The organism is Nocardioides sp. LML1-1-1.1, assembly GCF_040676175.1.
Taxonomy (GTDB): domain Bacteria; phylum Actinomycetota; class Actinomycetes; order Propionibacteriales; family Nocardioidaceae; genus Nocardioides.
In genome coordinates this window covers 50,736-77,150 of sequence record NZ_JBEGHK010000002.1, presented here as the reverse complement: position 1 = coordinate 77,150, position 26,415 = coordinate 50,736, and the positions used below count along the sequence as shown (strand labels likewise).

Genomic DNA, 26,415 nt, shown 5'->3' with positions numbered 1-26,415 from the left:
TGGGCCGGGGCTCAGCTGTTCGGGCGCTTGCCGTGGTTCGCGCCCTTCTTGCGGCGCGCGCGGCGCTTGCGGCCGGTCTTGCCCATGGTTCCTCCTAGGATCGATCGACCCAGTGTCTCAGGTGCGCGGACGGTCTCCGAATCGAGGGTCATCCGAGCCGGGCCAGGAAGCGCTCGGCGTCCACGACCACCCGGGTGACCTCGCCGGAGCCGACCAGCCGGCCCGGCGTGCCGTCCGGGCCGGCCTCGCGCGCGGAGACCGCGAAGCGGCGCAGCCGGCCGTCGGCGTAGACCTGCCGGGCGGTGACCACCAGCCGCCCGCCCACCGCGGTAGCGGCGAGGTGCTCCAGGTCGACCCGGGTGCCGACACTGGTCTCGCCGGCGCCCAGGTCGGGCTCGAGCGCGGCGCAGGTGGCCGCCTCGCACCAGGCGAGCAGGCGCGGGGTGCCGAGCACCGGCAGGCTGCCGGAGCCGACCGCGAGCGCGGTGTCGTCGTCGGTGACGGCGAACGTCAGGGTCGCCTCGCCCATCTCAGATCCCGAAGGTGGCGCGGGGGTAGGGCGCGTCGACATCGGTGATGACGTTGACGAGGTAGGGCACGTTCGCCGCGAACGCCCGGTCCAGCGCGGCGCCGATCTGACGGGGGTCGGTCACCGTCTCCCCGGCCCCGCCGAGCGCCGTGACCACCTGGTCGTAGGACGTCCGGGGCGCCAGGTCCGCCGCGACGTCGTAGCCGTAGAGCATCTGCATCGGGCCCTTCTCCAGGCCCCACGCGGAGTTGTTGCCCATCACCATCACCACTGGCAGCTGGTGGCGGACCAGGGTGTCGACGTCCATCAGCGAGAAGCCGGCGGCGCCGTCCCCGAGCAGCAGCACGACCTGGGCCGAGGGCCGCGCGACGCGGGCCGCGATGGCCGCGCCGAGCCCCGCACCCAGGCAGCCGTAGGGGCCCGGGTCCAGCCAGCAGCCGGGGCGGCGCGGCTCGACGAATTTGCCCGCGAAGGACACGAAGTCCCCGCCGTCGCCGATCACCACGGCGTCGTCGGCCAGCCGGGGGACGAGCTCGCCGTAGATCCGCGCCGGGTGGATCGGGTCGGCCTCGGCACCGAGCAGCTCGGCGTCGCGGGACGTCGCTGCGGCGACAGTGTCCTGCAGCGAGGTGATCCAGTCGCTGCGCTGCGGCTGCGGGAGGCCCGCCAGTGCCTCCAGCAGGCCGTCGAGGACCGCGCTCAGGTCGCCGGCGACGGAGTCGGCCAGCGCGGCGTGCCCCGAGAGCTGCTCGGCGGAGTCGGCGACGTGCACGACGGCGGCCGGGGTGGCGCCGTCCTTGCCGCCGAAGACGCCGTAGCCGAGCCGGAAGTCGAGGGGCGTGCCGACCACGACCACGAGGTCCGCACCGCCGAGCGCCGCCCCGCGCGCCTTGGTCACCAGCAGCGGGTGACCGCCCGGCACCACGCCGCGGCCCATCCCGTTGGTGATCGCAGGCAGCCGCATCTCCTGGACCAGGCGCAGCGCGGCCTCCTCGGCGCCGTCGGCCCACACGTCGGTGCCGAGCACGAGCACCGGCCGCTCGGCGCGCGCCAGGAGCCCGGCGATCCGGCCGATCGCGTCGCTGTCCGGCGTCGCCCCGCGCAGCGGGCCCACCGCTGGCCGGACGCCGCTGCCGGCGTTGAAGAACTCGTCCATCGGCACGTCGACGTACGTCGGCCCCCGGTGCGAGGAGCGGGCCAGGGTGAACGCGCGGTCGAAGCCCGCCGCCACGTCGGCCGCCGTCATCAGTGTCTCGGCGTGCTTGGTCACCGGCGCGACGATCGGCAGGTGGTCGATCTCCTGCAATGCGCCGGTGCCCCAGCGGTTGTTGGGCGCCCGGCCGCCGACCACGACCATCGGCGAGCCCGCGAAACGGGCCTGGGCGAGCGCGCTCACCCCGTTGGTCACCCCTGGCCCGGCGGTGAGGACGGCGAGCCCGGGCACCCGGGTCAGCTTGCCGGTCGCCTCGGCCGCGAAGGCCGCGGTCTGCTCGTGGCGCACGTCGAGCAGGCGCACCGGTGGGCCGGCGCCCTCGGCCTGCGACCTCACCGCGCCGTCGTACATCGGGAAGACGTGGGCGCCGGAGAGGGTGAACATCGTCTCGACGCCGTGGGCCTGGGCGACGGCGACGGCGAGCTCGCCGGCATGTCCGCTGAGCGCGGTCTCGGGGCTGCCGTCCGGGGCAGGGGTGGTGGTCACCTGGGCACCGTACCCACCCGGTCCGGCGCAGCGGGAGGGCTCAGGCGAGGAAAGCGGGGTGCACCCGGCGCAGGGACGCGACCAGGCTCAGCAGGAGGTCCGAGCGGATCGAGGGGTGCCGCGGGGAGATGGTGAGCTGGAGGTAGAGCGCGCGCAGCACGGCCTGGGCGTTGCCCGTGGCGACGTACGGGTCGTCGCCGGCCGTCGCCCTGGCGCGAGCGCCGCTCTCGAGCCGGCGAATCCACGGCTCGACCACCGCGAGCGGCACGCGGTCGCGGCGCAGGATCTCCATCACCGCGTGCGCGATGCGGTCCGGCTCGCCGTGCCGCAGCGTCGGCGTCGCCGGGTCGAGCACCCGGTCGGCGACCACGTCGAGCAGCACGGTCAGCTCGGTCGCCCCGAAGTACGGCGAGCGGGCCAGCGCCCCCAGCGCGTCCGCGCCGTTGGCCGCCGCGTGCGCCCAGCCCTTGCCCGGGACGAAGCCGCGCAGGTCGCGCTCGCGGACGTACCAGGCCGCCAGCCGGTCGCCCCACTGCATGATCCGGGTCTGCGGCTGCCGCCGCACCCGGGTGTCGCGGTCGATGCACTCGGCCAGCACCAGCGCGGAGAAGCTGCGGCGGAAGACCGTGTCGGTGCCGTGGTCGCCGATGCCGACCTCCAGCCCGGCGCACATGCCGTCGCCGAGCCCGGCCAGCAGGTCGTCGTAGACGCCGTGCTCGGTCCAGGTGGCGAGGAAGGGATAGGCGATGCCGTCGCGGACGTAGGGGTCCGGGTCGCCCAGCATCCTGGTCAGGTCGGCCGTCAGGTCGGAGAGCCGGTGCTCCGCGGGTGGGGTGCGGTCGCCGTTGCGGAGTCCCTGCTGGAGGCGTGCCCAGTCCACCGACGCCATCACGAAAAACCCCTCACCGACCGGCCTGAACGAATCCCCCCACGGATCGCTTGCGCAAGCTCCAGAAGGCATTGTGCCAAAGGGGGTGAAGCGGTGGGGTGTCCGGTCCGTTACGTTTGCCGTCGTGCCCTCGTTGTCCGCCATCGCCCGGCGCCACACGAGCCTGACACCGGGCGACATCGCCTGGCTGCAGCTGCTCCAGGCCGACTGGCAGGTCATCGCCGACCTCTCCTTCGCCGACCTGGTGCTCTGGCTGCCCGACCGCGAGGGCACCGGCTTCTGGGCGGGGGACCAGATGCGGCCCACGACCGGCCCCACGGCGTACGTCGACGACATCGTCGGCACCTTCCTGCCCACCGGGCGTCGTACCCTCGTCGACACGGCGTGGGAGCACGGGCGGATCGCCCGGGAGGGCGACCCGGAGTGGCGCGACGACGTACCGGTGCGGATCGAGGCGATCCCGGTGCGCCACGACGGCAAGGTGGTCGCGGTGATCAGCCGCAACACCAACCTGCTCGGCGTGCGCACCCCCAGCTTGCTGGAGATCAACTACCTCCAGGCCGCCTCCGACCTCGCGCACATGATCGCCGCGGGACGCTTCCCCAACGCCGGCCAGCGCAGCGACCACGCCGACTCACCGCGGGTCGGCGACGGCTTCGTGCGGGTCGACGCCGACGGGCGGGTCGTCTACGCCAGCCCCAACGGGCTGTCGGTCTACCGCAAGCTCGGCCTCACCGGCGACCTCACCGGGCACCGGCTCGCCGACCTGACCCGTGACCTGGTCCCGCCCAAGAAGCGCCCCGACGAGGAGACCCTCAGCGCGGTCCTCGGCGGCCGCGCGCACCGCGACACCGAGCTCGGCTCCGCGGGTGGTCCCGGCGACGGCGTCTCGCTGATCGTCCGCGCCATCCCGCTGCGTCCCCAGGGCGAGCACATCGGCGCGATGATCCTGCTCCGCGACGTCACCGACCTGCGCCGGCGCGACCGCGAGCTGATCACCAAGGACGCCACGATCCGCGAGATCCACCACCGGGTGAAGAACAACCTGCAGACCGTCGCCGCCCTGCTGCGCCTCCAGGCCCGCCGGATCGGCTCGGAGGAGGCCGTGTCCGCCCTGGAGGAGGCGGTACGACGGGTCGGCTCGATCGCCATCGTCCACGAGATCCTCAGCCAGGCGGTCGAGGAGACCGTCGCCTTCGACGACATCGCCGACCGGCTCGCCCGGCTGGTGACCGACGTGGGCTCGACGACCGCCCAGGTGGGCGTACGACGTGAGGGGTCGTTCGGCGTGCTGTCCTCGGAGGTCGCCACCCCGCTGGCCATGGTCGTCATGGAGCTGATGCAGAACGCCGCCGAGCACGGCTACGAGGCCGGAGCCCAGGGCGAGATCGTGCTCCGCGCCGAGCGGCACGGTGCCGTGCTCGACGTCGCGGTGGAGGACGACGGCCGCGGGCTGCCAGCGGACTTCGACCTCGACGGCGCGACCAGCCTGGGGCTCTCGATCGTGCGCACGCTCGTGGAGTCCGAGCTCGGGGGACACCTGACCCTCGGGCACGCGCCCGACGGCGGCACCCGCGCGGCGATCAGCCTGCCTGTCGAGTAGCGCAGACTGCGGGGCCTCGCTCGCGCCCACGACCGCCTCTTGCCGCCAGGCGGAGGCAGGACCTACGAAACCCGACCGCGTGCGCGGCAGCGCGGCGAGACCAGCAGCTTGCTGCCGACCGCCGCGGCGAAGACGCGCTCGCGCCTAGACGGGCTGCCGGACGCGGGCCCGGGCGTTGCGGCGCTTCAGCGCCCGACGCTCGTCCTCGCTGAGGCCACCCCAGACACCGTGATCCTGCCCCGCCTCCAACGCCCACGCGAGGCACTGCTCGCGCACGTCGCAGCGTCGGCAGACCGCCTTGGCCTCCTCGATCTGGAGGATGGCCGGGCCGGTGTTGCCGATCGGGAAGAACAGCTCCGGATCCTCGTCGAGGCATGCGGAACGGTGTCGCCAATCCATGGGTGGGAATGCCCTCTTTCCAATACGTGCGTGGGCCCTGATGCAGGGCACGCGTGAAACCGCAAAAGTGAACGGCTTCACGATCGCTTCCGCAAGCGTTCCAAGGATTCGTTCACGAATCAAGCAATTCAGTCGTCTGTTGGGTCACAAAGCGCCGGAATCGGGCCGGATCGCGCCTGATCTAGGGTGGGGGACCGTGACCCAGCGTTCCTCCGGCGTGTCGTCCGGCAACCCGCCTCCGCTCACCGCCGCCGCGTCCCTCGCGACGGTGCAGGCGGTCGTGCTGCTGATCCTGGCGGTGCTGGAGACGGCGAACCTCGACGACGAGCGGCGCTCGCTGGGCCTGTCGACGACCGTCTTCTTCGCGGCGTACGGCGTGGTGCTGCTCGCCGCGGCCTGGGGGCTGGCGCGGCGCGCCGGCTGGGCCCGGGGCCCGGTGCTGATCACCCAGCTGATCATGCTGGGGCTCGCGTGGAACGTGCGCGAGCACGTCCTGGTCGCGATCGTGCTCGTCGTCGCGGCGCTGATCGTGCTCGCCGGGATGCTGCACCCCGACACCATCGAGGCGCTCGACCGCGACCCGACGGCGCCCGAGCCGGGTGATCAGGCCTCGGACTCCAACGACTGACGCAGCTGCTCCAGGGTCCGGCTGAGCAGCCGGGAGACGTGCATCTGGGAGACGCCGATCTCCTCGGCGATCTGCGACTGCGTCATGTTCTTGAAGAAGCGCAGCAGCAGGATCTTCTTCTCCCGCGGCGGGAGGTTCTCCAGCAGGGGCTTGACCGACTCGCGGATCTCGACGTGCTCGAGGGCCTCGTCGTCGACCCCCATCGCGTCGAGCATGCTCTGCCCGGCGCCGCCGTCGGAGTCGTCGTCGGTGGCGTCGAGGGAGAGCGTGGAGTAGGCGTTGCTCGACTCCAGGCCCTCGACGATCTCCTCGACCGAGCAGCCGATCGCCTCGGCGAGCTCGCGCGCGGTGGGGGAGCGGCCCAGGCTCTGGGTGAGCTCGGCCGTGGAGGCGCTGATCTGCATGCGCAGCTCCTGCAGCCGCCGCGGCACCCGGATCGCCCAGCCCTTGTCACGGAAGTAGCGCTTGATCTCGCCGATGATCGTGGGGGTCGCGTACGTCGAGAACTCGACCCCACGTTCGGTGTCGAAGCGGTCGACGGACTTGATCAGCCCGATCGTGCCGACCTGCACGAGGTCCTCGTAGGGCTCGCCGCGGTTGCGGAACCGGCGTGCGCAGTGCTCGACCAGCGGCAGGTGCAGGTGGACCAGGGCGTCGCGGGCGCTGTCGCGCTCGGTGCTGGAGGCATGCTCGTCACGCAGCACCTCGAAGAGCGCGGCGCTGCGACGTCGGGTCTCCTCGACCGACGCCGCGCGCCGGTCCCGAGACGTGTCGGCGGTCATGGCTCGAGCGAGGACCGCACCGTCAGGCGCACGGCATAGCTGCCGGGGGTGCTGTCGATAGCGGCCTCGGCGGCGAGGGTGGCGAGCACCTGCCAGCCGAAGCTCTCGTAGTCGGGAGCGGCCGGCGTCTGCGCCGTCCCGGCGATGGTCACCGCGAGCTCGCCCGGCGAGAGCCGGAAGCGGCAGTCGAGCACGGTGCCCTCGTCGGCCTCGTCGAGGACCATCGCGGCGGCCTCGGAGACCGCGATGCGCAGGTCCTCGATGTCGTCGAGGGTGAAGTCCAGGCGCGCGGCCAGGCCGGCGGTCAGGGTCCGCAGCACGGACGCGTACGCCCCGTCGGCGGGCAGGCGCAGCTCGACCTCCGCGGGCTCACCGGTCGTGGTCGCCGCGCCGGCCACCGGGCTGCTCGTCTCGGACATGCCGCTCCTGTCGACGAAAGGGAGTGCTGGACGGGACGAGCCTACGACACCCGGACGCCGAACGGCCGCGCCCCGGGAGCAGGGCGCGGCCGTCGTACGGCGTGGTGCCGGGTCAGGGCAGCAGGCCACCCAGTCCGAGCAGGTCCAGCAGGGTGCCGAGACCAGCCGGGTCGAGCACGGTCTCCAGGCCCAGGCCGCCGAGCAGGCTGCCGAGGAGCTGGTCGAGACCCAGGGCCGCGAGCACCTGGTTGACGACCGAGAGGAGCGTGGCCGGGTCCGGCAGGGTGCCGGTCGAGATCAGGTCGCACAGCGCGGCGGCCTGCGGGGCGTAGCTGCACAGCAGGGCCAGCGGGCTGGCGACGCTGCCGTTCGGGATCAGCTTGGCCAGGGTGTCGCAGATCGGCTGCGGGATGCCCGCGTCGCAGAGGCTCTGCACCGGGCTGGCAGCCGGGCCGGACGGGACGGCCTTGCACTCGTCGTACCGGCTCCGGGCGGTGGCGTCGGCCTTCCTCGCGGAGCTGTAGTACGCCTTGGACTTGGCCTGCGCCTTGCGCGCGACGCCGTAGTTGCGCTTCGCCTTGGCGACGGTCTTCTTCTTGGCCTTCTTCGCCTTCTTGCTGTGGGCCTTCTTGGCCTGCGCCTTCTTCAGGGTCTTCAGCGCCTTCGCCGCGGTGGCGTTGGCACGCTTGAGCGCCGCCAGCCGCTGCACGTGGGTGGCGTGCGCGCGGTTCGCGGCGTTCTTCTGGCTGGTGCAGTCCGGCGCCGCGGCCGCGGCGGGGGCGCCCGCGGGCACCGCCTGGACCGGCGCCGCGGTGGCGGGTACGCCGACCGAGGTCAGGGTGAGGCCCAGGCCGACGGCCAGGGCGAGGACGAGCTTGAACAGAGCGCGATGCATCGCGGGGTGTCTCCCTCCCATTGGTCCGGGCGGGGGCGCCCGGAGCATGGTGGCAGCATCGGCGGATCTGCCCCGAAATGCAGGAAACCGCGCACCCCGGGGGGTGCGCGGCTCCCGAATCAGGACGAAGGTCCCGGCGTCAGGCCGGGCTCAGGCCTTCTTCGTCTCCCAGAAGATCTCCGCGATCTCGTCGATCTTGGCGAGCAGCTGGTCGGCGACCTCGGCGTCGAGGCTGCCCTTGGTGCCGGTGGCACCCGCCAGCTTGGTGGCCTCGTTGACGAGGCTGTGCAGCTGCGGGTACTTCTCGAAGTGCGGGGGCTTGAAGTAGTCGGTCCACAGCACCCACAGGTGGTGCTTGACGAGCTCGGAGCGCTGCTCCTTGATCAGGACCGCGCGGGTGCGGAAGTCGGGGTCGTCGCTGTCGGCGACCTTCGCGATGACGGCCTTGATCGACTCGGCCTCGATGCGGGCCTGGGCCGGGTCGTAGACGCCGCAGGGCAGGTCGCAGTGCGCGGAGACCTCGATCGACGGGGCGACGAGCTTGCGGGTGAGACGCGAGAACATGTGGGTCCTCTCCTCTGTATCGACGGATGTCACGGGGGTCGAGCTGCTGACTGCGACACTACTCGGCATGGCACCGGAGGCAACGGGAGGTCCCGCGGTACGACGGCGGGTGGGCCTGGCCGTCGTACGGGGTGACTCGATGCGGCCGACCCTGCGCCCCGGGGACCGGCTGCTGGTGGCCTACGGCGCGCGGGTGCGCCCCGGCCGGGTGGTCGTGGCGCGGTTCGCCGACGGGACCGTGGTGGTCAAGCGCGCGGCCGAGCGCCGGGGGAGCGGCTGGTGGCTGCTGGGCGACAACCCGGACGAGGGGGTCGACTCCCGGCACCGCGGCGCGGTCCCGGACACCGAGGTGTGGGCGGTGGCCCGGTGGCGGCTGTGGCCGCGGCCGCGTCGGCTGTGACCTGTCTCATCCGGACTCCCGGCGGTACGGGAAGCCGCGTATGGGAGGATCTTTCTTCGTGGCTGCTGACCTTCCTTCCCCCCACCCGCGTGCGGGTGAGCCGGTGTTCGACCTGCACCTGGGCGGGAAGATGGCGACCGTACCCACGGCCGACGTCAGCACGAAGGACCAGCTCTCGCTCGCCTACACCCCCGGCGTCGCCGAGGTGTGCGAGGCCATCGCGGCCGACCCGGAGCTGACCCGGCACTACACCTGGGTGCCCAACACCGTCGCGATCGTCACCGACGGCACCGCCGTCCTGGGCCTGGGCGACATCGGCCCGGCCGCGGCGATGCCGGTGATGGAGGGCAAGGCGGTGCTCTTCAAGCAGTTCGGTGGTGTCGACGGCATCCCGATCTGCCTGGCGACGACCGACGTCGAGGAGATCATCGAGACCGTCGTCCGCCTGGCGCCGAGCTTCGGCGGCATCAACCTGGAGGACATCTCCGCGCCGCGCTGCTTCGAGATCGAGGACCGCCTCAAGGAGGCCCTCGACATCCCGGTCTTCCACGACGACCAGCACGGCACCGCGGTGGTCACCCTCGCCGCCCTCGTCAACGCGCTCAAGCTCACCGGCCGCAACCCGGAGTCGACCCGCGTGGTCATCTCCGGCGCGGGCGCGGCCGGCGTGGCGATCGCGAAGATCCTGCTCGCCGCCGGCATCAAGGACATCGCGGTCACCGACCGCAAGGGCGTGGTCAGCTCCGAGCGCCACGACCTCACCCCGTCGAAGAAGGCGCTCGCTGAGCTGACCGCCGACCAGTGCGGCCGCAGCGGCACCCTGGCCGACGCCTTCGACGGCGCCGACGTCTACGTCGGCGTCTCCGGCGGCACCGTGCCGGAGGAGATCGTCGCCACGATGGCCGACGACGCGATCATCTTCGCGATGGCCAACCCCAACCCCGAGGTGCACCCGGACGTGGCCCACCGTCACGCCCGCGTGGTCGCCACCGGCCGCTCGGACTTCCCGAACCAGATCAACAACGTGCTGGCCTTCCCGGGCATCTTCCGCGGTGCCTTCGACGTCCACGCGAGCGCGATCACCGAGAACATGAAGGTCGCCGCCGCCGACGCGCTGGCCGCCCTGGTCGGCGACGACCTGTCCGAGGACCTCGTCATCCCCTCGCCCTTCGACCCCCGGGTGGGGCCGGCCGTGGCCGCCGCTGTGGCCGAGGCCGCACGCCGGGACGGGGTCGCGCGGGCCTGATCCCCGCTAGGGTCGGGTCTCGTGTTCGCCGTCTACGCAGACTCCTTCGCCAGCTCCGCCGACGACCCGCTGACCGGCCTCGTGCTGGGCGAGCGGCCCGACCCCGTCGTACCGGACGGGTGGACGACGGTCACCGTCAAGGCCGCCTCGCTCAACCACCACGACCTGTGGTCCCTGCGCGGGGTCGGCCTCAAGGCCGAGGCGTTGCCGATGATCCTGGGCTGCGACGCGGCGGGCTACGACGAGGACGGCAACGAGGTCGTCGTCCACGCCGTCATCTCCGACCCCGCGTGGGCGGGCGACGAGACCTTCGACCCGCGCCGCTCGCTGCTCTCCGAGCGCTACCAGGGCACGCTCGCCGACAAGGTGGCCGTGCCGCGCCGCAACGTGGTGCCGAAGCCCGCGTCGATGTCCTTCGAGGAGGCGGCCTGCCTGCCGACGGCATGGCTGACGGCGTACCGGATGCTCTTCACCCAGGGCGGGCTCAAGGCAGGCGACACGGTGCTCGTCCAGGGCGCCGGCGGCGGCGTCGCCACCGCCCTGATCGCCCTGGCCCGGGCCGGCGGCCTGCGCGTGCTCGCGACCTCGCGGGACGAGGCGAAGCGCACCAAGGCGCTCGAGCTCGGCGCGCACGAGGTGTTCGAGTCCGGCGCCCGCCTGCCGGTCAAGGTCGACGCGGTGATGGAGACCGTGGGCCGCGCGACGTGGTCGCACTCGATCCGCTCGCTGCGCCCCGGCGGCAAGATCGTCATCTCCGGCACCACCTCCGGGCCGGACCTCGACGACGCCGAGCTCACCCGGATCTTCTTCCTGCAGCTGTCCGTCATCGGCTCCACGATGGGCACCCGCGACGAGCTGGCCTCGCTGGTCACCATGCTCGACGCGACCGGGCTGCGCCCGGTGATCGACCGGGTGCTGCCGATGACCGAGGCGCGTGACGGCTTCGCGGCGATGGCCGGGGGCGAGGTGTTCGGGAAGATCGTCTTCACCCGCTGACGGTGGGGTGGACCTTGCCCGCTCCTGAGGCTGGTGGGACCTGGCGGAGCGACCCCGCACCGGCAGGGAAAACGGTTGGCGGGAATCGATGTCGGTGCGCCACGATTGACTCCTGAGAGTGCGCCGGGCGGACACCGATGAATTTTCTGCCCGAGCACTGTCGAAACGGTGTCGGCTCGTTCGTGGAACTGGTGAAGCGAGAGCCGCCCGATTCGTCCGGCAGCACCTGGTCGGCCACCGCTGGACCCTGCCACCCAACGTTAGGACCCTGTCATGACTGCGCCCATCGAGACCGGCGACATCGCCGAGTTCGAGCAGGACTTCGCCGCGGGCACCGTCGCCCCGGGTCGGACCCCGCTCGTCATCAAGCTGCTCGTCGCGGCGACCTTCGTGGTCATCCTCAACGAGACGATCATGGTCAACGCCGTCCCGCGGCTGATGACCGACTTCCAGATCACCTCGACCACCGCCCAGTGGGCGCTGACCGTCTTCATGCTCACCATGGCGGCGGTGATCCCGGTGACCGGCTGGTTCCTCCAGCGGGTGAGCACCCGGGCGGCGTACGCGACGGCGATGATCACGTTCAGCGCCGGCACGCTGGTCGCCGCGCTGGCGCCGACCTTCGGCGTGCTCCTGGTGGGCCGCGTCGTCCAGGCGAGCGGCACGGCGGTGATGATGCCGCTGCTGATGACCACCCTGATGACCGTGGTGGCCGCGGAGGACCGCGGCCGGGTCATGGGCCAGGTCACCCTCGCCATGTCGTGCGCCCCGGCGCTCGGCCCGGCCGTGTCCGGCGTGCTGCTGCACATGGGCTCGTGGCGGCTGATCTTCGTCGCCGTGCTCCCGATCGCGGTGCTGGTCGGCTTCTTCGGCCACCGCGCGCTGGAGAACGTCGGTGAGACCACCGCGAGCCCGGTCAGCTGGCTCAGCGTGGTGCTGGCCGCCGGTGGCTTCGCGACCTTCGTCTACGGCCTGAGCAAGGTCGGCAACGCCGAGTGGCAGGAGCCGACGCTGCTCATCGGCGCCGGCGTGGTGCTGATCGCCGCGTTCGCGCTCTACCAGGTCCACCTGCAGCGCTCGGAGCGCCCGCTGATGGACCTGCGCACCCTCAAGCACCGCAACTTCGCGGTCTCGCTGGTGCTCATGTCGGCCGGCTTCATGGCCTTCCTCGGCTCGATGATCCTGCTGCCGCTCTACCTGCAGGACCTGCGCGGGCTCTCCGAGCTGCAGACCGGACTGCTCGTCATGCCCGGTGGTCTGGCGATGGGCCTGCTCGGCCCGCAGGTCGGCAAGCTCTACGACCGGATCGGTGCCCGTCCGATCGTGATCCCGGGCTCCGTGGTCATGGTGGCGCTGCTGTTCGGCCTCAGCCGGATCGGTGCCGAGACGTCGTACGTCGTCATCCTGGCCCTGCACGTGGCCCTGATGATCAGCCTGGCGACCATCTTCACGCCGGTCTTCACGATCGGCCTGGGAGACCTGTCGCCGCAGCTGTACTCGCACGGCAGTTCGCTGCTCGGCACGCTGCAGCAGGTCTCCGGCGCCATCGGCACCGCCCTGCTGATCGTGATCATGACCAACCGCGGCAAGCACCTCGCCGAGGGTGGCGCCAGCCAGGGCGAGGCGTTCGTCGGCGGCCTGCAGTGGGCCTTCGCCACCGGCGCCGTGATCGGCGTCGTGGTGGTCGCGATGGCGCTCCTGCTGCCGTCCAAGGCGGACGCGCCGGCCGCGCACCACTGAGCACGCCCGATCGCTGCCGGTCCGACCTCGGGGTCGGGCCGGCAGCGGCGCTTCTCAGCCCAGGAAGGCGTCCATCGCGGGCCAGCTGAGCTCGGCGGCCCGCGGGCCGGCGACCAGGCCGAGGTGGCTCAGGCCGTCCGCGGCGGCGTACCGCGCCCCGGGGACGACGTCGGCGCCCGCGCGGACCGCGGGCCCGTCGGCGATGTTGTCGCTCTCGCTGCCGACGAAGAGCACCCGGGCCCGGACGTCGGCCAGGTGCACCTCCCGGCCGCGGCCGAGCCGCACGGTGCCGGAGGCCAGCTCGTTGCGGGCCATCAGCCGGGTGTGGATCTGGTGGTAGGCGCGGCCCGGGTAGCCCGGCATCTCGGCGATGAAGTCGTCGATCGCGGAGGTGCGGGCCAGGGTCTCGACGTCGAGGATGTTCTTGGCGAGGTGGACGGCCTTGGTGAGCTCGCGCTTGGGAGCCATCGCGCGGTAGCTGGCGCGGACCAGGTGCTTCGGCACGCCGCCGAGCGCGGCGGTCGGCACGGTCATCGCGCGGGAGCCGAGCAGCCGGTCCGCCGCGATGAGCGGCTGCACGGCGGGGATCTTGGTGTAGTCGATGGGCGTGCCGAAGGCCGTCAGCGAGGCGATCGGCAGGTCCGGGTGCGCGGCGGCGGTGAGCAGGCTCATCGTGCCGCCGAGCGACCAGCCGACCAGGTCGACGCCGTCGGCCAGCTCGCCGGCCTCGGCGTGGTCGGCCAGGACCGCGTGGATCGCGGTGGGCAGGATGTCGTCGATCCAGGTCTCGAAACCCATCGCGCGGTCGGCGAAGGTGATCGCGCCGTAGTCCACCAGGTACGTCGCCCGCCCGCTCTCCAGCAGGTGGGCGGCCAGGCTCTGCCCGGGCCGCAGGTCGAAGCAGCGCGCGGCCACGGCGAGCGGCGGGACGAGGAGCACCGGCCGCGGCGCGGTGGCCGGGGTGCTGCGGTCGTAGCGGGTGAGCCGGCGGTGCGGGGCGTCGCTGAGGACGGTGGCCGGCAGGCCGTCGTACTGCTCGATGCCGGGGCCGAGGGGGGAGATCGCCCACGCGTTGCGGGCGGCGGTGGTCAGGCTCTGGACTGCGGTGGACACCGCGCCATGGTGACTGGTCGGTAACTTCGCGTCCACCGAAAGTGACGAGCCTGACGCCGCCGCCCGCTTCGTGGCGACCGGGCGGGTCAGGAGCAGGGCACGATGTCCTGCGCGCCGAAGACCCCGCGGTAGACGCGGGCCTGGGTGCCGGCCATGGTGCGGGTCTGCGGGTCGGCCCAGGCCAGCGTGGTCAGCGCCGGGCCGCCGTTGCCGGCGACCCGGACCTTGCGGGCGTTGAGGCGCAGCACGAGCCGGTCGGCCGTCGTACCGGGGAAGCAGGCGGAGCCGCGGCGCTGCGCGCGAGCCTCGGCGAAGGTGACCCGCTCGCCGGCGGCGACGCCGCGGTAGCGCAGGGTGGCGATGGCCTGGAAGCCGGACGGGTGCGGGCTGGTGGTCTCCCAGGTGCCGGTGACCGCGACGGTCATGCCCCGGGTCCGCCCGGACGGTACGACGAACACGGCCCGGCCGTCGTGGACGCGGCGGGTCGGGCTGGACCACCAGCGGTGGCGCAGGCCCTGCTGGAGGGAGACCTCGCAGCCCTCGCAGTGCGCGATCTTCACCACCACGCGGGTGCGGTGGACGGCGGCGGCCTCCGCCGGGGTGGCGCCGAGTGGCGCGAGCAGCCCGGCGAGCAGGGCGAGGAGGGTGAGCAGACGGGCCGGGACGGACATGGTGATGGCTCCCTGGTGGGGTGGGGGGACGGTTGCACCAGGGGAGACGCCGGGAGTGGGCGTTTGGTTGCGAGAGGTCGCGACTAGTCCGTGGAGCGCCAGCTCATCGCGCCGATGATCATCATCCGCAGCTGGCGGCGGGCGGTGTCGGCGATCCGCTCCTCGGCGGGCGAGCCCGGGCCGGCGGCGATCAGCCGCTCGGCGGCGGTGACCATGGCGCCGACGATCAGCGAGGCGAGCACGCTCAGGTCCCGCTCGGACCAGGTGTCGGTGCCGGGCAGGTGGGCCAGGTCGATCGCCAGCTCGCGCTCGGCGGTGTCGATGCCGTGCGCGATGGCCTCGCGGACGGTGGCCGGCCCGGCGAAGCGCTCGCGGGCGATGAAGCCGAAGTGCCGGTGGTTGAGGTGCACCTGGTCGACGAGCACGCTGACCGAGCCGTCGATGATCGTGCCGAAGTCGGCACCGGCCGTGCGCCGCAGCTCGCGCAGCAGCGCACGCAGGGTGTCGAGCGACTCCTCGACCAGCGCGAGGCCGAGGTCCTCGATCGAGGGGAAGTGCCGGTAGAACGCGGTCGGGACGATGCCGACCTCCTTGGCGACCTGCCGCAGGGAGAGCGCGACCAGGGTCGTCTCCTCCGACAGGGTCAGCGCGGCGTCGAGGATGGCGCGGCGGGTCCGCTCCTTGCGCTCGACGCGGGTCTCGGTCATGTACCCGATCCTACCTTTGGTGAACATGTGTGCACTGTCACGCGGGCGGGTCGTTGACCACCCTGGGGGAGTCGCGGGAGAGTTTCGGTGTACAGACGTACACCCAATCTTCCGCCAACGAAGGAGGCGCGAATGTCCGCGCTCATCTCCCCGCCGGCGCCCAACGGCGTGGTGGAGCGGCTCCTGCGCTCGCGGCTCGCCGCGGCCTTGGCCACCCCCCACACCGTCGACCGCTACCTCGAGCGCTTCAACCCGATGTGGGCCGCGCACGAGGTCCGGGCCCAGGTCGTCTCCGTGCACCGCGAGACCGAGGGCACCGACACCGCGCCGGTCGCCACGCTCACCCTCCAGCCCACCGGCACCTGGCGCGGCCACCGCGCCGGCCAGCACGTCCTCGTCGGTGTCGACCTGCCGGGGTCCGGCAAGCGGCACACCCGGGCGTTCTCGATCTCGTCGGCGGCCTCCGCGCCCGGTGAGCAGATCACGCTCACCATCCGCGCGCACGACGAGGGCCAGGTGTCGTCGTACCTGGTCCGTGAGGCGGAGCCCGGCCAGCTCGTGCACCTCTCGCAGGCGCAGGGCGAGTTCACCCTCGTCGAGAGCCCGGCCACGCCGACCAACAACCACCTGCTCTTCATCACCGGCGGCTCGGGCATCACGCCCGCGATGTCGATGGTGCGCACCCTGCTCCGCGACGGGTACGACGGCCGGGCCGGCCGCAAGGTGACCTTCCTCCACTTCGCGCGCGGCCCCGAGGACCAGATCTTCGCAACGGAGCTCGCCGAGATCGCCGAGGCCGACAACGACGTGACCGTGCACCTGCGGCACGGCACGCAGGTGTTCAGCGAGTTCGAGCTGCGCCGCCTCGTGCCGTCGTACCGGGACACCGACACCTGGCTGTGCGGTCCCGCGGGCCTGGTCGAGCTGGTCAAGGACGCCTACACCGACGCCGAGGGCGAGCTCTCGCCGCGGCTGCGGATGGAGTTCTTCAAGCCGGCCGTCGCGCGCGCCGCCCAGCCCGGCGAGGAGGTGGAGGGCGAGGTGTCCTTCACCCGCTCGGGCAAGACCGTCGCCGCCACCGGCGCCAGCCTGCTGGAGCAGGCCGAGGAGCTGGGCCTGAACCCGGAGTTCGGCTGCCGCATGGGCATCTGCTTCTCCTGCACCAAGACCAAGACCGCCGGCACCGTCCGCAACGTCCTCACCGGCGAGGAGTCCTCCCTGCCGGACGAGGAGATCCGCATCTGCGTCACCGCCGCTGCCGGTGACTGCCACATCGACCTCTGAGCACTCCGAGACCCCGAGGAGAGAACTGATGAGCACCGACACCCTGACCCCCGAGCCCCTGGCCGACGAGAAGTACCACGGGCTGACGCCTGCGCAGATCGAGCAGCTCGGCGCCGAGCTCGACGACCTGCGCCAGCGGGTGATCGCCGACCTCGGCGAGGCGGACGCGGAGTACCTCCGCAAGGTCGTCACCACCCAGCGCAAGATGGAGATCGCCGGCCGCGCGCTGTTCTACCTGCCCGTCGTCGGCTGGCTCCCGGCCGTCGCCTGCCTGAGCGTGTCGAAGATCCTCGACAACATGGAGATCGGGCACAACGTGATGCACGGGCAGTACGACTTCCTGGGCGACCCGGCCTTCAACTCCCGGATGTTCGACTGGGACACCGTGTGCCCCGGTGAGCAGTGGAAGTACAGCCACAACTACATCCACCACACCTTCACCAACATCGTCGGCAAGGACCGCGACGTGGGCTACGGGATCCTGCGGATGGACCCCGACCAGAAGTGGCACCCCTACTACCTGGGCAACCCGCTCTACGCCTTCCTGCTGATGGTGTTCTTCGAGTGGGGCGTGGCGCTGCACGACCTGGAGGTCGAGAACATCGTCTCCGGCAAGCGCAAGCTGGCCGACAACAAGCCGCTCTACCCGGGCCTGATGAAGAAGATCCGCCGCCAGGCGCTCAAGGACTACGTCCTGTTCCCGGCGCTGACCGGACCGCTCTTCCCGCTGACCTTCGCGGGCAACGCCACCGCCAACCTGGTCCGCAACATCTGGGCCTTCAACATCATCTTCTGCGGTCACTTCCCGGCCGGCGTCGCGTCCTTCTCCGAGGAGGAGACCGAGAACGAGACGCGCGGGCACTGGTACCTGCGGCAGATGCTCGGCTCGGCCAACATCAAGGGCAGCAAGCTCATGCACCTGATGAGCGGCAACCTCTCGCACCAGATCGAGCACCACCTGTTCCCCGACCTGCCGGCCCGGCGCTACCCGGAGATGGCCGTCGAGGTGCAGGAGATCTGCGAGCGCTACGGCCTGCCCTACAACACCGGCAGCCTGGGCAAGCAGCTCTTCAGCGTGTTCAAGAAGATCGTGCGCTTCTCGCTGCCCGGCGGCGACGCCAAGGTGGCGCCGGTGCCCGGCCCGGACGCCGTGACCGACGACTCGTTGGCAGCCTGAGGCCCACCGGGGGACACTGGTGCCCATGAGCGGACGTGACCACCTGAGCAAGGGCGAGATCGCGAAGGACGCCGTCCAGGCTGGTGCCGAGGCGGCCGCCAACACGGTCGGCGAGGTCGCCACGATCCTCACCAAGGCGGTCGGCGAGGTCGCCGCCGCCGTGGGTGGCTTCGCGACCGAGATCTTCGAGATCCGCGACTCCTCGCGGCGCGCGCTGGCCGAGCACGGCGAGCTCGCGCCCGCGGTGGACCCCGCGGCTCCCGTCGTCGACGAGGAGGACTGAGTCCGGGGGCCTCAGTCGAAGGCGAGCCGGAAGGCCGCCATCCGGAACGACCCGAGCCGACGGGCCTCTCGCAGGAACGCGAGGGGTCCGTCGCTCGCGAAGTCCCACCGCGATCGGCACGGCAGCGCCTTGGCGCTGCCCTTCATCGTCACGTCGGCGACCTCCGGGTGCTCGGCGATGCCGGGCTGCTCGACCAGGCCGGTGAAGGGCACCCGCAGCGCCGCCCGCGAGACATCGGTGAACGACGCCGAGACGATCGGGCGGCGGTCGACGGTCGCGGTCCAGTCGGTCGAGGTGACCGGCCCGCGGTAGCCGCCCTCGGTGTCGAAGTCGCACAGCTGCTTCGGGATCGCCCACAGCGCGCGGCCGCCGGCCTGCGAGGCGGGGGAGTCGACCCAGATGTCGGTGATGGTGACCGCGCCCCTGCCGTGGCGGTTCTTGGTCGTCCGGGCGACGAGCAGCTCGTGGTAGGTCAGCGGGCTCGGCTCCTCGTAGGAGACCAGTGCGACGCCGTAGGTCCCGGCGGGGTGGCGCTCGTCGGCGTCCTCGCGCAGCCGGAAGGCCGAGAGCCACAGCGAGCCGTGCATGTGCCACGGAGCCGGGGGATAGGCGTGCTCGCTCACTGCTCGTCCTCCGGGTCGAGGAAGAGCTGTGCGCTGTGCTCGATCTCGGTCTCCAGCGCGGCGGGCAGGTCGTCGGTCAGCTCGGCGGCCATCGGGCTCTCCTCGCGCGGGCCGAGCCCGGCGGCGGCACGCTCGACCGCCGCGGCCACGTCGATCGTGGTGGCCTCGCGGACGTAGGGCTTGTCGAGCTCCTTGGCGACGTACTTGGCCACGAACCGGCGCAGCTCGCCCTCGACGTTGGCGGCCCTGCTGGTGAGCGAGGCGCGCAGCCCCTGCGCCTTGAGCCGTACGACGACCTGGGCCGTGCGCGGCGGGGTCACCTCCAGCGCGATCGCCAGGTCGGCCCGGGCGTGCGCGGTGATGACGAGCGGGACGGTGATCTCGGCGTCGAAGTGCTGCTTGTCCATGCCGAGGTCGATGGTGAAGCGCAGGGTGACCGGCAGGTCGACGTGGAAGGACACCGGGTCCGCGCCGGCGCGCTGGCCGGTGGCGGTGCCGATCCGGCCCTGCGCGGTGACCTTGGCGATCCGGCCGGGGCCGACGCCCAGCGGCCCGACGTCGATCGGCCGGCCGGACAGCACGTTGACCCCGGCCAGCACCCGTTCGGCGGTGACGGCGGTGGCGAAGAAGCGCTCGCCCCAGGCCGCGTAGTCGATCAGCTCGTCGCTCACGCCGAGGACACTAGCGGGCGCGGCGGGCCTCCGGGCCGGTCGCGAGCCCGCGGACGGTCAGGTCGAGGGTGCGCTCGATCGCGTCCTCGCGCTCGGCGTCGTCGAGGTCCTTGAGCGGGCCGTCGACGAGCAGCAGGGCCAGCCCGTGCACGGCGGCCCAGGGCCCGGCCTCGGCGCCGGGCCGGTCCTCGGGGGCGAGCCAGCCGACCTCGACCAGCTCGTCGAGCATCTCCCCGAGCAGGGCGTACGGCGCCGGGTCCTCCGGCATCGGGTCGGAGGGGAAGCGCAGCTGGCCGGTGAAGCAGGTGCGGAAGATCCCGGGCTCCTCCAGCGCGAACCGGATGTAGCCGCGTCCCGTCGAGCGCAGCCGGGCGATCGCGCGCTCGGTCGCGTCGCCGTCCGCCGGCACGGCCGCCACCAGCTCGCCCATCGCAGCGGCCATCCCGTCCATCGTCAGCGCACGGGCGGCCTCCAGCAGGTCGGACTGGTCGGCGAAGTGCCGGTACGCCGCCGTGGGCGTCACCCCCACCTCGCGGGCCGCGCCGCGGATGGTCACCGCGTCCGGTCCGCCGGTCGCGGCCAGCTCGGCCGCCGCTCGGGCGAGGGCGTTGCGCAGGTCGCCGTGGTGGTAGCTGCCGCGAGACGTCACGGAGACATGTTGACACCCGCACACATTCCTGCCAAGTTAACACCCATAAAGTTCACGCCCGTACACATGGAGGTCGTCATGTTCCGCTGGATCGGAGAGGTCGTCACCCGGCACTCCCGCCGGGTGCTCGCCCTGGGCCTGCTCGGGGTGGTCGCCGCCGCCGTCGTCGGGGTCGGCGCGTTCGGCAAGCTGCAGACCGAGGGGTTCGACGACCCCGGGTCCGACAGCAGCCGCGCCGCCGCCCTGCTGGAGGAGCGCTTCGGCGGCTCCGCCGACTACGTCCTGGTCGTCGACGCCGCGGACGGCGACGTCGACTCGGCCGCCTCCGCGGCCGCCGGCCGGGCGCTCACCCAGCGGCTGCGGGCCGACCCGGGGCTGGCCGACGTGACGTCGTACTTCGACGGGCGGGCCGGCCCGCTCCGCTCGACCGACGGCTCCCACGCGCTGGTCACCGCGGCCGTCGCGCCCAGCACCGACGCCGACCCGGCCCACCTGCTCGACGCCTACCGCACCGCCGACGGCGCGCTCCGGGTCGCCGTCGGCGGGCGTGAGGTCGTGGGGGAGGAGATCGGTGGCCAGATCGGCAAGGACCTCGGCCTCGCCGAGTCGATCGCCATCCCGCTGATCCTGGTGCTGCTCGTGCTCGCCTTCGGCAACGTCGTCGGCGCCCTGGTCACCCTCGGCGTGGGCCTCGCCGCGATCCTGGGCACCTTCGCCGAGCTGTCGATCCTCGGCTCGGTCACCGACGTCTCGATCTACGCCGTCAACCTCACCACCGGTCTCGGGCTCGGGCTCGCCGTCGACTACGGGCTCCTCATGGTGGCCCGGGTGCGCGAGGAGCGGGCGGCGGGCCGCGACTCCGACGCCGCCGTACGACGCGCGGTGGAGACGGCCGGGCGCACCATCACCTTCAGCGCGACCACCGTCGCCGTCGCGCTGGCGGCCCTGCTCGTCTTCCCGATGTACTTCCTGCGCTCCTTCGCCTACGCCGGCATCGGGGTCATGCTGATCACCGCGTTCAGCGCGGTCGTGGTCCTGCCCGCCGGGCTCAGCCTGCTCGGCGACCGGATCGACGCCTGGCGGGTGCCCCGGGTGCGCGGCATCCGTGGCGAGGAGGCGCCCGCGTGGCGCCGGCTCGCGGGCTTCGTCACCCGTCACCCGGTGCTCAGCGCGGTCCCGGTCCTGGCCGGCCTGCTGGTGATGGCCGTCCCGCTCGCCGGGATCGAGCTCGGCACGCCCGACGACCGGGTGCTGCCGGCCAGCGCCTCGAGCCGCGAGGCCGGCGACGCGCTGCGCACCGAGTTCGCCGGGGACGGCACCCACCCGATCCAGGTCGTCACGACCTCCTCGGTCGACGAGACCGCCCTCGCGTCGTACGCCGGCCGGCTGGGCGCGCTCGACGACGTGGTCCGTGTCGACACCCGTCCCGGCGAGGGGGCGGCGCTGCTCTCCGTGGTCACCGACCTGGACCCGCGCTCGGCGGCGGCCCGGGCGCTGGTCGAGGACGTCCGGGCGGTCCCCGCGCCGCCGGGTGCCGACGCCCTGGTCGGTGGCGCGAGCGCGGAGCTGCACGACCAGATGACCGGCATCGGCTCCCGCCTGCCGTGGGTCGCCGGCTGGCTGGTGCTGACCACCATGGTGATCCTGTTCCTGTTCACCGGCAGCGTCGTGCAGCCGGTGCGGGCGCTGCTGCTCAACGCGGTGGGCCTGGGCGCCACCCTCGGTGCGATGGTCTGGGTGTTCCAGGACGGCCACCTGGCGGGGCTGCTCGGCTTCACCCCGCAGCCGATGGACTCCTCGATGATGGTGCTGCTGTTCTGCGTCGCCTTCGGGCTCTCGATGGACTACGAGGTCTTCGTGATGAGCCGGATCAAGGAGATGCGCGACCTCGGCATGGGCAACGAGGAGGCGCTGGTGCACGGGCTCGCGCACACCGGGCGGATCGTCAGCACGGCCGCCGCGCTGATCGCGATCAGCTTCTTCGCCTTCCTGGTGAGCTCGGTGAGCTTCATCCAGTTCTTCGGGCTCGGCACCGGGCTGGCGATCCTGATCGACGCGACGCTGGTCCGGGGCGTGCTGGTCCCGGCCAGCATCCGGCTGCTGGGGGAGCGGGCCTGGTGGGCGCCGCGACCGCTGCGTGCGGTGCACCGGCGGTTCGGGCTCTCCGAGGCCGTGCCGGCCTGAGACGCGACGAGGGGCCCGGCGGAGATCCGCCGGGCCCCTCGTCGTACCTGCTCAGTCCTCGGGGTCGTCGAGCCGGGCCAGCCAGGTCGCGAACCGCTCGACGGCGGTCTCGAACTCCGGGTGGGTGTCGACGAACTCCTGCAGCCGCTCGCCCAGCCAGGCCAGGGTGACCTCCTCGTCACCCCGGCGCTGCTGGAGCTCCTCGATCCCGCGGTCGGTGAAGTACACGTCACTCCTCCTGCGTAGGTGCACGGATCTCGATACGGCGGCCACGACCTCGTTCCTCGGTCGTGCGCCTACTCGATCTGCCTGACCGGTCGGTGCCCGTCCTCGTTCCTCGGACGGTCACCGGTCACGCAAACGCCTCGCCGATCAGGACCTTGGCCTCCTCGAGGTGGCGCTTGGCCGTGCCGACCGCCGTCGTCGAGGACGCCGTGCGGGTGATCGGCTCGATCTCCCGGTCCAGCTGCGGCACCACGTTGAGGTAGTAGGACGGCCACGGGCCCTGGTTGTAGGGCTCGTCCTGGACCCACTTGACCTTGGCGTCGGGGTACTTCGCCAGCTCGGCCTTGATCGCCTCGACCGGCCACGGGTAGAGCTGCTCGACCCGCAGGATCGCGACGTCCTCGCGGCTGCTCTTCTGCCGCTCGACCATCAGGTCCCAGGTGAGCCGGCCGGAGACCAGCAGCACGGTGGAGACCTTGGCCGGGTCCACCGTGTCGTCGCCGATGACCGCGCGGAACTCGCCGCTGGTGAAGTCGGCCGGCTGCGAGGCCGCCTCCTTGCGCTTGAGCATCGACTTCGGGGTGAAGACGATGAGCGGCTTGTGCTCCCCGCCCAGCGAGTGCTGGCGCAGCAGGTGGAAGTACGACGCCGGGGTGGACGGCTGGGCGACGACCATCGCGTCGTCCGCGCAGAGCGTCAGGAAGCGCTCGATGCGGGCGGAGGAGTGGTCGGCACCCTGGCCCTCGTAGCCGTGCGGCAGCAGCAGCACGACGCCGGAGTCCTGGCCCCACTTGGTCTTGCCGGCGGAGATGTACTCGTCGATGACCGACTGGGCGCCGTTGACGAAGTCGCCGAACTGCGCCTCCCACAGCACCAGGGCCTCGGGCCGGGCGACCGAGTAGCCGTACTCGAAGCCGAGCGCGGCGTACTCCGAGAGCAGGCTGTCGTAGGCGAAGAACTTCGCCTGGTCCTCGGTGAGGTTGGCCAGCGGCGTCCACTCGTCGGCGTTGTGCCGGTCGATGATGGTGGCGAAGCGGGACACGAAGGTGCCGCGCCGCGAGTCCTGGCCGGCCAGGCGGACCGGGCGGCCCTCCATGAGCAGGGAGCCGAAGGCGAGGATCTCGCCGGTGCCCCAGTCGATCGGGCCGTCGGCGATCGCCGCGGCGCGACGCTGCAGCTGCGGCATCACCTTCGGGTGGACGGTGAAGCCCTCGGGCGGGGTGACGTAGGCGTCGGCGATCCGCTTGAGGACCTCCGGGGTCACCGCCGTCTGGGTCTCGCCCTCCGGCTTGTCCGGGTAGTCCGGCACCGTCGTCCACTCGTCGGGCTTGGTGTCGGCCTCGCGCACCTCGGTGAAGACCCGCTCCAGCTGCTGCTGGTAGTCGCGCAGGACCTGCTCGGCCTCCTCGATCGTGATGTCACCACGACCGATGAGCGACTCGGTGTAGAGCTTGCGCACCGAGCGCTTCTGCTCGATCAGGTCGTACATCAGCGGCTGGGTGTACGACGGGTCGTCGCCCTCGTTGTGCCCGCGGCGGCGGTAGCAGACGAGGTCGATGACCACGTCGCTGTGGAAGGTCTGGCGGTACTCGAAGGCCAGCCGCGCGACGCGGATGCAGGCCTCCGGGTCGTCGCCGTTGACGTGGAAGATCGGCGCCTGGACCATCCGCGCGACGTCGGTGCAGTAGAGCGTCGAGCGCGAGGAGCCGGGTGAGGTGGTGAACCCGACCTGGTTGTTGATGACGACGTGGATCGTGCCACCGGTGCGGTAGCCGCGCAGCTGCGAGAGGTTGAGCGTCTCGGCGACCACGCCCTGGCCGGCGAACGCGGCGTCGCCGTGCAGCAGGACCGGCAGCACCGGGAACTTCTCGCCCTGGTTGAGGACGTCCTGCTTGGCGCGGGCGATGCCCTCCAGCACCGGGTCGACGGTCTCCAGGTGGGAGGGGTTCGCGGCGACCGAGACGTTGATGGTCTCGCCGGTGCCGGCGACGAACTCGCCCTCGGCGCCCAGGTGGTACTTCACGTCGCCGGAGCCCTGGACCGTGCGCGGGTCGATGTTGCCCTCGAACTCGCGGAAGATCTGGTTGTAGGACTTGCCGACGATGTTGGCCAGCACGTTGAGCCGGCCGCGGTGGGCCATGCCGATCGCGACCTCGTCGAGGCCGGCCTGCGCGGCCGCCTCGGCGATCTCGTCGACGACCGGGACCGTGGTCTCGCCGCCCTCGAGGGAGAACCGCTTCTGGCCGACGAACTTGGTCTGCAGGAAGGTCTCGAAGGCCTCGGCCTGGTTGAGCTTGAGCAGGATCCGCAGCTGCTCCTCGCGGGGCGGCTTGGTGTGCGGCTGCTCGACGCGCTCCTGGATCCACCGGCGCTGCTCGGGGTCCATGATGTGCATGTACTCGATGCCGGTCGTGCGGCAGTAGGAGTCGCGCAGGATCCCGAGGATGTGGCGCAGCTTCATGAAGCGGCGGTCGCCACCGCCGAAGGAGCCGGTCGGGAACTCGCGGTCGAGGTCCCACAGGGTCAGCCCGTGCGACTCGATGCGGAGGTCGGGGTGGCTGCGCTGCTTGTACTCCAGCGGGTCGGTGTCGGCCATCAGGTGGCCGCGCACGCGGTAGGCGTGGATCAGCTCCAGGATCCGCGCCTGCTTGTCGATCTCGTCGTCGTGCGAGGTGGCGACGTCGGCGTTCCAGCGGATCGGCTCGTAGGGGATCCGCAGGGCCCGGAAGATCTCGTCGTAGAAGCCCTCCTCGCCGAGCAGGTAGCGGTGCACCTGGCCGAGGAACTCGCCCGACTGCGCGCCCTGGATGACCCGGTGGTCGTACGTCGAGGTCATCGTCATGATCCGGGAGATCGCGTTGCGCGCGATCGTCTCCTCCGACGCGCCCTGGAACTCCGGCGGGTAGTCCATCGAGCCGACGCCGATGATCGCGGCCTGGCCCTGCATGAGGCGGGGGACCGAGTTGTTGGTGCCGAGGCCGCCGACGTTGGTGAGGCTGACCGTCGTGCCGGAGTAGTCCTCCATGGTCAGCTTGTTGTCCTTGGCCTTGCGCACGATCTCCTCGTACGCCGTCCAGAACTGCGCGAAGTCCATCGACTCCGTCGCCTTGATGCTCGGGGCGACCAGCTGGCGGCTGCCGTCGGGCTTGACCTGGTCGATCGCGAGGCCCAGGTTGATGTGGGCCGGCGTGACCATGGTCGGCTTGCCGTTGACCTCGTCGTAGGTGTTGTTCATCGCCGGCTGCGCCTTGATCGCCTTGATGATGGCGTAGCCGATGAGGTGGGTGAAGGAGACCTTGCCGCCGCGGGCGCGCTTGAGGTGGCTGTTGATGACGATCCGGTTGTCCCACAGCAGCTTGACCGGGATGTTGCGGACCGAGGTCGCGGTCGGCACGGACAGCGAGATGTCCATGTTCTTCGCGGTCGCCGCGGGGATGCCGCGCAGCACGGTCAGGGTCGGCTCGTCGCTCGCGGTCACGGGAGCCGGGCGGGGAGCGTCCTTGGGGGTGGGCTTCTCGGCGTCGGCCTTCGGCGGCGTCGGCGTCGTGGTCGAGGCGGGGCTGACCTGGGGGGCCGGGGTGGCCTTGGGGGTCACCGCGGTGGTGGCCTGCTGGGCAGGGGCCGGCGCGGGTGCCGGCGCGGGTGCCTTCGCGGGTGCCTTCGCCGGGGCCGGGGCTGCCGGGGCCGGGGCCTGCTGGGCGGGCGCCGGGGCGCTCGCGGTGGCGGCCGTCGTCCCGTTCGTGCCCGCCCCCTTGAAGTACGCCGCCCACGCCGGGTCGACGCTGCTGGGGTCAGCCTCGAACTGTTCCTTCATCTCCTCCACGAGCCACTCGTTGGCTCCGAAGTCGACTGGTTCGGGTGAACCGTGGGACTGGTCTGACGACTGCGTCACGACGTGCTTCGCCTCTTCCGAAAATGAGCTGTTGCCCCCCGCCGTCGGTAGCGGGCGGTGTCGACCGCCAAGGCTAGTCCCCCGCCGAAGCAAATACCGCCCCTCGGCCACCCTTTGCGGCAGGGTGTTGCGGAACCGACACCGACC

The 26,415-nt window shown here is 72.1% G+C and carries 27 protein-coding genes; 10 read left to right on the top strand and 17 right to left on the bottom strand.

All coding sequences use genetic code 11. The features are described 5' to 3' along the window. Positions 1 to 11 precede the first annotated feature (11 nt). The 4 genes from MRBLML1_RS23260 to MRBLML1_RS06955 all read right to left on the bottom strand — a co-directional run bounded on the left by MRBLML1_RS23260 (position 12) and on the right by MRBLML1_RS06955 (position 3,117). Positions 12 to 86 carry a 50S ribosomal protein bL37 gene (locus tag MRBLML1_RS23260; RefSeq protein WP_370249596.1) on the bottom strand — a complete coding sequence of 25 codons (75 nt, stop codon included), beginning with the start codon at positions 84 to 86 and terminating at the stop codon, positions 12 to 14. A gap of 62 nt (positions 87 to 148) precedes the next feature. Further along, positions 149 to 529 carry a thioesterase family protein gene (locus MRBLML1_RS06965; protein WP_364513417.1) on the bottom strand — a complete coding sequence of 127 codons (381 nt, stop codon included), beginning with the start codon at positions 527 to 529 and terminating at the stop codon, positions 149 to 151. A gap of 1 nt (position 530) precedes the next feature. Further along, entirely contained in the window at positions 531 to 2,228 is a 1,698-nt protein-coding gene (locus MRBLML1_RS06960) for an acetolactate synthase (RefSeq protein ID WP_364513414.1), read from the bottom strand. 40 nt (positions 2,229 to 2,268) lie between these two features. After that, positions 2,269 to 3,117 (bottom strand): DUF2785 domain-containing protein, encoded by an 849-nt coding sequence (locus tag MRBLML1_RS06955; protein ID WP_364515592.1) that lies wholly within the window; start codon positions 3,115 to 3,117, stop codon positions 2,269 to 2,271. Between the two features lie 124 nt (positions 3,118 to 3,241). Here MRBLML1_RS06955 and MRBLML1_RS06950 point away from each other — a divergent pair, with 124 nt between their 5' ends. Beyond that, positions 3,242 to 4,720 carry a sensor histidine kinase gene (locus MRBLML1_RS06950; RefSeq protein WP_364513411.1) on the top strand — a complete coding sequence of 493 codons (1,479 nt, stop codon included), beginning with the start codon at positions 3,242 to 3,244 and terminating at the stop codon, positions 4,718 to 4,720. A gap of 144 nt (positions 4,721 to 4,864) precedes the next feature. Here MRBLML1_RS06950 and MRBLML1_RS06945 read toward each other — a convergent pair whose 3' ends face one another. Further along, entirely contained in the window at positions 4,865 to 5,119 is a 255-nt protein-coding gene (locus MRBLML1_RS06945) for a WhiB family transcriptional regulator (RefSeq protein ID WP_028655649.1), read from the bottom strand. A gap of 196 nt (positions 5,120 to 5,315) precedes the next feature. Between MRBLML1_RS06945 and MRBLML1_RS06940 the strand changes: the two genes are divergently transcribed. Beyond that, the gene (locus MRBLML1_RS06940; protein WP_364513407.1) at positions 5,316 to 5,747 is read left to right on the top strand and encodes a hypothetical protein; all 432 of its coding nucleotides are present in this window, start codon (positions 5,316 to 5,318) and stop codon (positions 5,745 to 5,747) included. Here MRBLML1_RS06940 and MRBLML1_RS06935 read toward each other — a convergent pair. The 4 genes from MRBLML1_RS06935 to sodN all read right to left on the bottom strand — a co-directional run bounded on the left by MRBLML1_RS06935 (position 5,723) and on the right by sodN (position 8,407). Further along, entirely contained in the window at positions 5,723 to 6,529 is an 807-nt protein-coding gene (locus MRBLML1_RS06935; protein WP_364513405.1) for an RNA polymerase sigma factor SigF, read from the bottom strand. The two genes, MRBLML1_RS06940 and MRBLML1_RS06935, sit on opposite strands and share 25 nt — an antisense overlap. After that, positions 6,526 to 6,948 (bottom strand): anti-sigma factor, encoded by a 423-nt coding sequence (locus MRBLML1_RS06930; protein WP_364513403.1) that lies wholly within the window; start codon positions 6,946 to 6,948, stop codon positions 6,526 to 6,528. Before MRBLML1_RS06930 ends, MRBLML1_RS06935 begins: the two co-directional genes overlap by 4 nt. Positions 6,949 to 7,060: 112 nt before the next feature. After that, positions 7,061 to 7,843: a hypothetical protein gene (locus MRBLML1_RS06925; RefSeq protein ID WP_364513400.1), complete on the bottom strand. Its 783-nt coding sequence runs from the start codon at positions 7,841 to 7,843 to the stop codon at positions 7,061 to 7,063. A 150-nt stretch (positions 7,844 to 7,993) separates the two neighbouring features. Continuing rightward, entirely contained in the window at positions 7,994 to 8,407 is a 414-nt protein-coding gene (gene sodN / locus MRBLML1_RS06920) for a superoxide dismutase, Ni (RefSeq protein ID WP_364513398.1), read from the bottom strand. A gap of 67 nt (positions 8,408 to 8,474) precedes the next feature. On the opposite strand from sodN, the gene sodX reads away from it, so the two are divergent. From sodX to MRBLML1_RS06900, 4 genes are all read left to right on the top strand, one after another. Further along, positions 8,475 to 8,807, top strand: coding sequence for a nickel-type superoxide dismutase maturation protease (gene sodX / locus MRBLML1_RS06915; RefSeq protein ID WP_364513395.1), 333 nt, complete (start codon positions 8,475 to 8,477; stop codon positions 8,805 to 8,807). A gap of 40 nt (positions 8,808 to 8,847) precedes the next feature. After that, entirely contained in the window at positions 8,848 to 10,053 is a 1,206-nt protein-coding gene (locus tag MRBLML1_RS06910) for an NAD(P)-dependent malic enzyme (RefSeq protein WP_364513392.1), read from the top strand. A 21-nt stretch (positions 10,054 to 10,074) separates the two neighbouring features. Further along, positions 10,075 to 11,049, top strand: a complete 975-nt coding sequence (locus MRBLML1_RS06905; protein ID WP_364513389.1) for a zinc-binding dehydrogenase — start codon at positions 10,075 to 10,077, stop codon at positions 11,047 to 11,049. A 273-nt stretch (positions 11,050 to 11,322) separates the two neighbouring features. Then, on the top strand, positions 11,323 to 12,789 hold the full coding sequence (locus MRBLML1_RS06900; protein WP_364513386.1) for an MDR family MFS transporter: 1,467 nt from the start codon (positions 11,323 to 11,325) through the stop codon (positions 12,787 to 12,789). 54 nt (positions 12,790 to 12,843) lie between these two features. Here MRBLML1_RS06900 and MRBLML1_RS06895 read toward each other — a convergent pair whose 3' ends face one another. The 3 genes from MRBLML1_RS06895 to MRBLML1_RS06885 all read right to left on the bottom strand — a co-directional run bounded on the left by MRBLML1_RS06895 (position 12,844) and on the right by MRBLML1_RS06885 (position 15,280). Then, complete coding sequence (locus MRBLML1_RS06895; protein WP_364513383.1) at positions 12,844 to 13,902, bottom strand: alpha/beta hydrolase; 1,059 nt, start codon at positions 13,900 to 13,902, stop codon at positions 12,844 to 12,846. An 86-nt stretch (positions 13,903 to 13,988) separates the two neighbouring features. Continuing rightward, on the bottom strand, positions 13,989 to 14,573 hold the full coding sequence (locus MRBLML1_RS06890) for a hypothetical protein (RefSeq protein WP_364513380.1): 585 nt from the start codon (positions 14,571 to 14,573) through the stop codon (positions 13,989 to 13,991). A gap of 83 nt (positions 14,574 to 14,656) precedes the next feature. Further along, positions 14,657 to 15,280, bottom strand: a complete 624-nt coding sequence (locus tag MRBLML1_RS06885; RefSeq protein ID WP_364513377.1) for a TetR family transcriptional regulator — start codon at positions 15,278 to 15,280, stop codon at positions 14,657 to 14,659. A 132-nt stretch (positions 15,281 to 15,412) separates the two neighbouring features. Between MRBLML1_RS06885 and MRBLML1_RS06880 the strand changes: the two genes are divergently transcribed. The 3 genes from MRBLML1_RS06880 to MRBLML1_RS06870 are packed head-to-tail and all read left to right on the top strand — an operon-like array spanning position 15,413 to position 18,024. After that, the gene (locus MRBLML1_RS06880; RefSeq protein WP_364513374.1) at positions 15,413 to 16,564 is read left to right on the top strand and encodes a ferredoxin reductase; all 1,152 of its coding nucleotides are present in this window, start codon (positions 15,413 to 15,415) and stop codon (positions 16,562 to 16,564) included. 28 nt (positions 16,565 to 16,592) lie between these two features. Continuing rightward, positions 16,593 to 17,741, top strand: a complete 1,149-nt coding sequence (locus MRBLML1_RS06875) for a fatty acid desaturase family protein (protein ID WP_364513371.1) — start codon at positions 16,593 to 16,595, stop codon at positions 17,739 to 17,741. Between the two features lie 25 nt (positions 17,742 to 17,766). Beyond that, complete coding sequence (locus tag MRBLML1_RS06870; protein WP_364513368.1) at positions 17,767 to 18,024, top strand: hypothetical protein; 258 nt, start codon at positions 17,767 to 17,769, stop codon at positions 18,022 to 18,024. 11 nt (positions 18,025 to 18,035) lie between these two features. Here MRBLML1_RS06870 and MRBLML1_RS06865 read toward each other — a convergent pair whose 3' ends face one another. From MRBLML1_RS06865 to MRBLML1_RS06855, 3 genes are read right to left on the bottom strand one after another with little or no spacing between them, the layout of a single operon-like run. Further along, positions 18,036 to 18,647: an acetoacetate decarboxylase family protein gene (locus tag MRBLML1_RS06865; RefSeq protein ID WP_364513365.1), complete on the bottom strand. Its 612-nt coding sequence runs from the start codon at positions 18,645 to 18,647 to the stop codon at positions 18,036 to 18,038. Further along, a complete protein-coding gene (locus tag MRBLML1_RS06860) occupies positions 18,644 to 19,318 on the bottom strand; it encodes a hypothetical protein (RefSeq protein ID WP_364513362.1) in 675 nt (224 codons plus the stop codon). The genes MRBLML1_RS06865 and MRBLML1_RS06860 overlap by 4 nt, the downstream gene beginning before the upstream one ends. 10 nt (positions 19,319 to 19,328) lie before the next feature. Continuing rightward, positions 19,329 to 19,967, bottom strand: a complete 639-nt coding sequence (locus MRBLML1_RS06855) for a TetR/AcrR family transcriptional regulator (RefSeq protein ID WP_364513359.1) — start codon at positions 19,965 to 19,967, stop codon at positions 19,329 to 19,331. A 66-nt stretch (positions 19,968 to 20,033) separates the two neighbouring features. On the opposite strand from MRBLML1_RS06855, the gene MRBLML1_RS06850 reads away from it, so the two are divergent. Then, positions 20,034 to 22,151 carry an MMPL family transporter gene (locus MRBLML1_RS06850; protein WP_364513357.1) on the top strand — a complete coding sequence of 706 codons (2,118 nt, stop codon included), beginning with the start codon at positions 20,034 to 20,036 and terminating at the stop codon, positions 22,149 to 22,151. 51 nt (positions 22,152 to 22,202) lie between these two features. On the opposite strand, the gene MRBLML1_RS06845 is transcribed toward MRBLML1_RS06850, so the two are convergent. Both MRBLML1_RS06845 and MRBLML1_RS06840 read right to left on the bottom strand, forming a co-directional pair. Continuing rightward, entirely contained in the window at positions 22,203 to 22,379 is a 177-nt protein-coding gene (locus MRBLML1_RS06845) for a DUF6104 family protein (RefSeq protein WP_364513354.1), read from the bottom strand. Between the two features lie 124 nt (positions 22,380 to 22,503). Further along, positions 22,504 to 26,190, bottom strand: coding sequence for a multifunctional oxoglutarate decarboxylase/oxoglutarate dehydrogenase thiamine pyrophosphate-binding subunit/dihydrolipoyllysine-residue succinyltransferase subunit (locus MRBLML1_RS06840; protein WP_414691240.1), 3,687 nt, complete (start codon positions 26,188 to 26,190; stop codon positions 22,504 to 22,506). Positions 26,191 to 26,415: the final 225 nt, after the last annotated feature.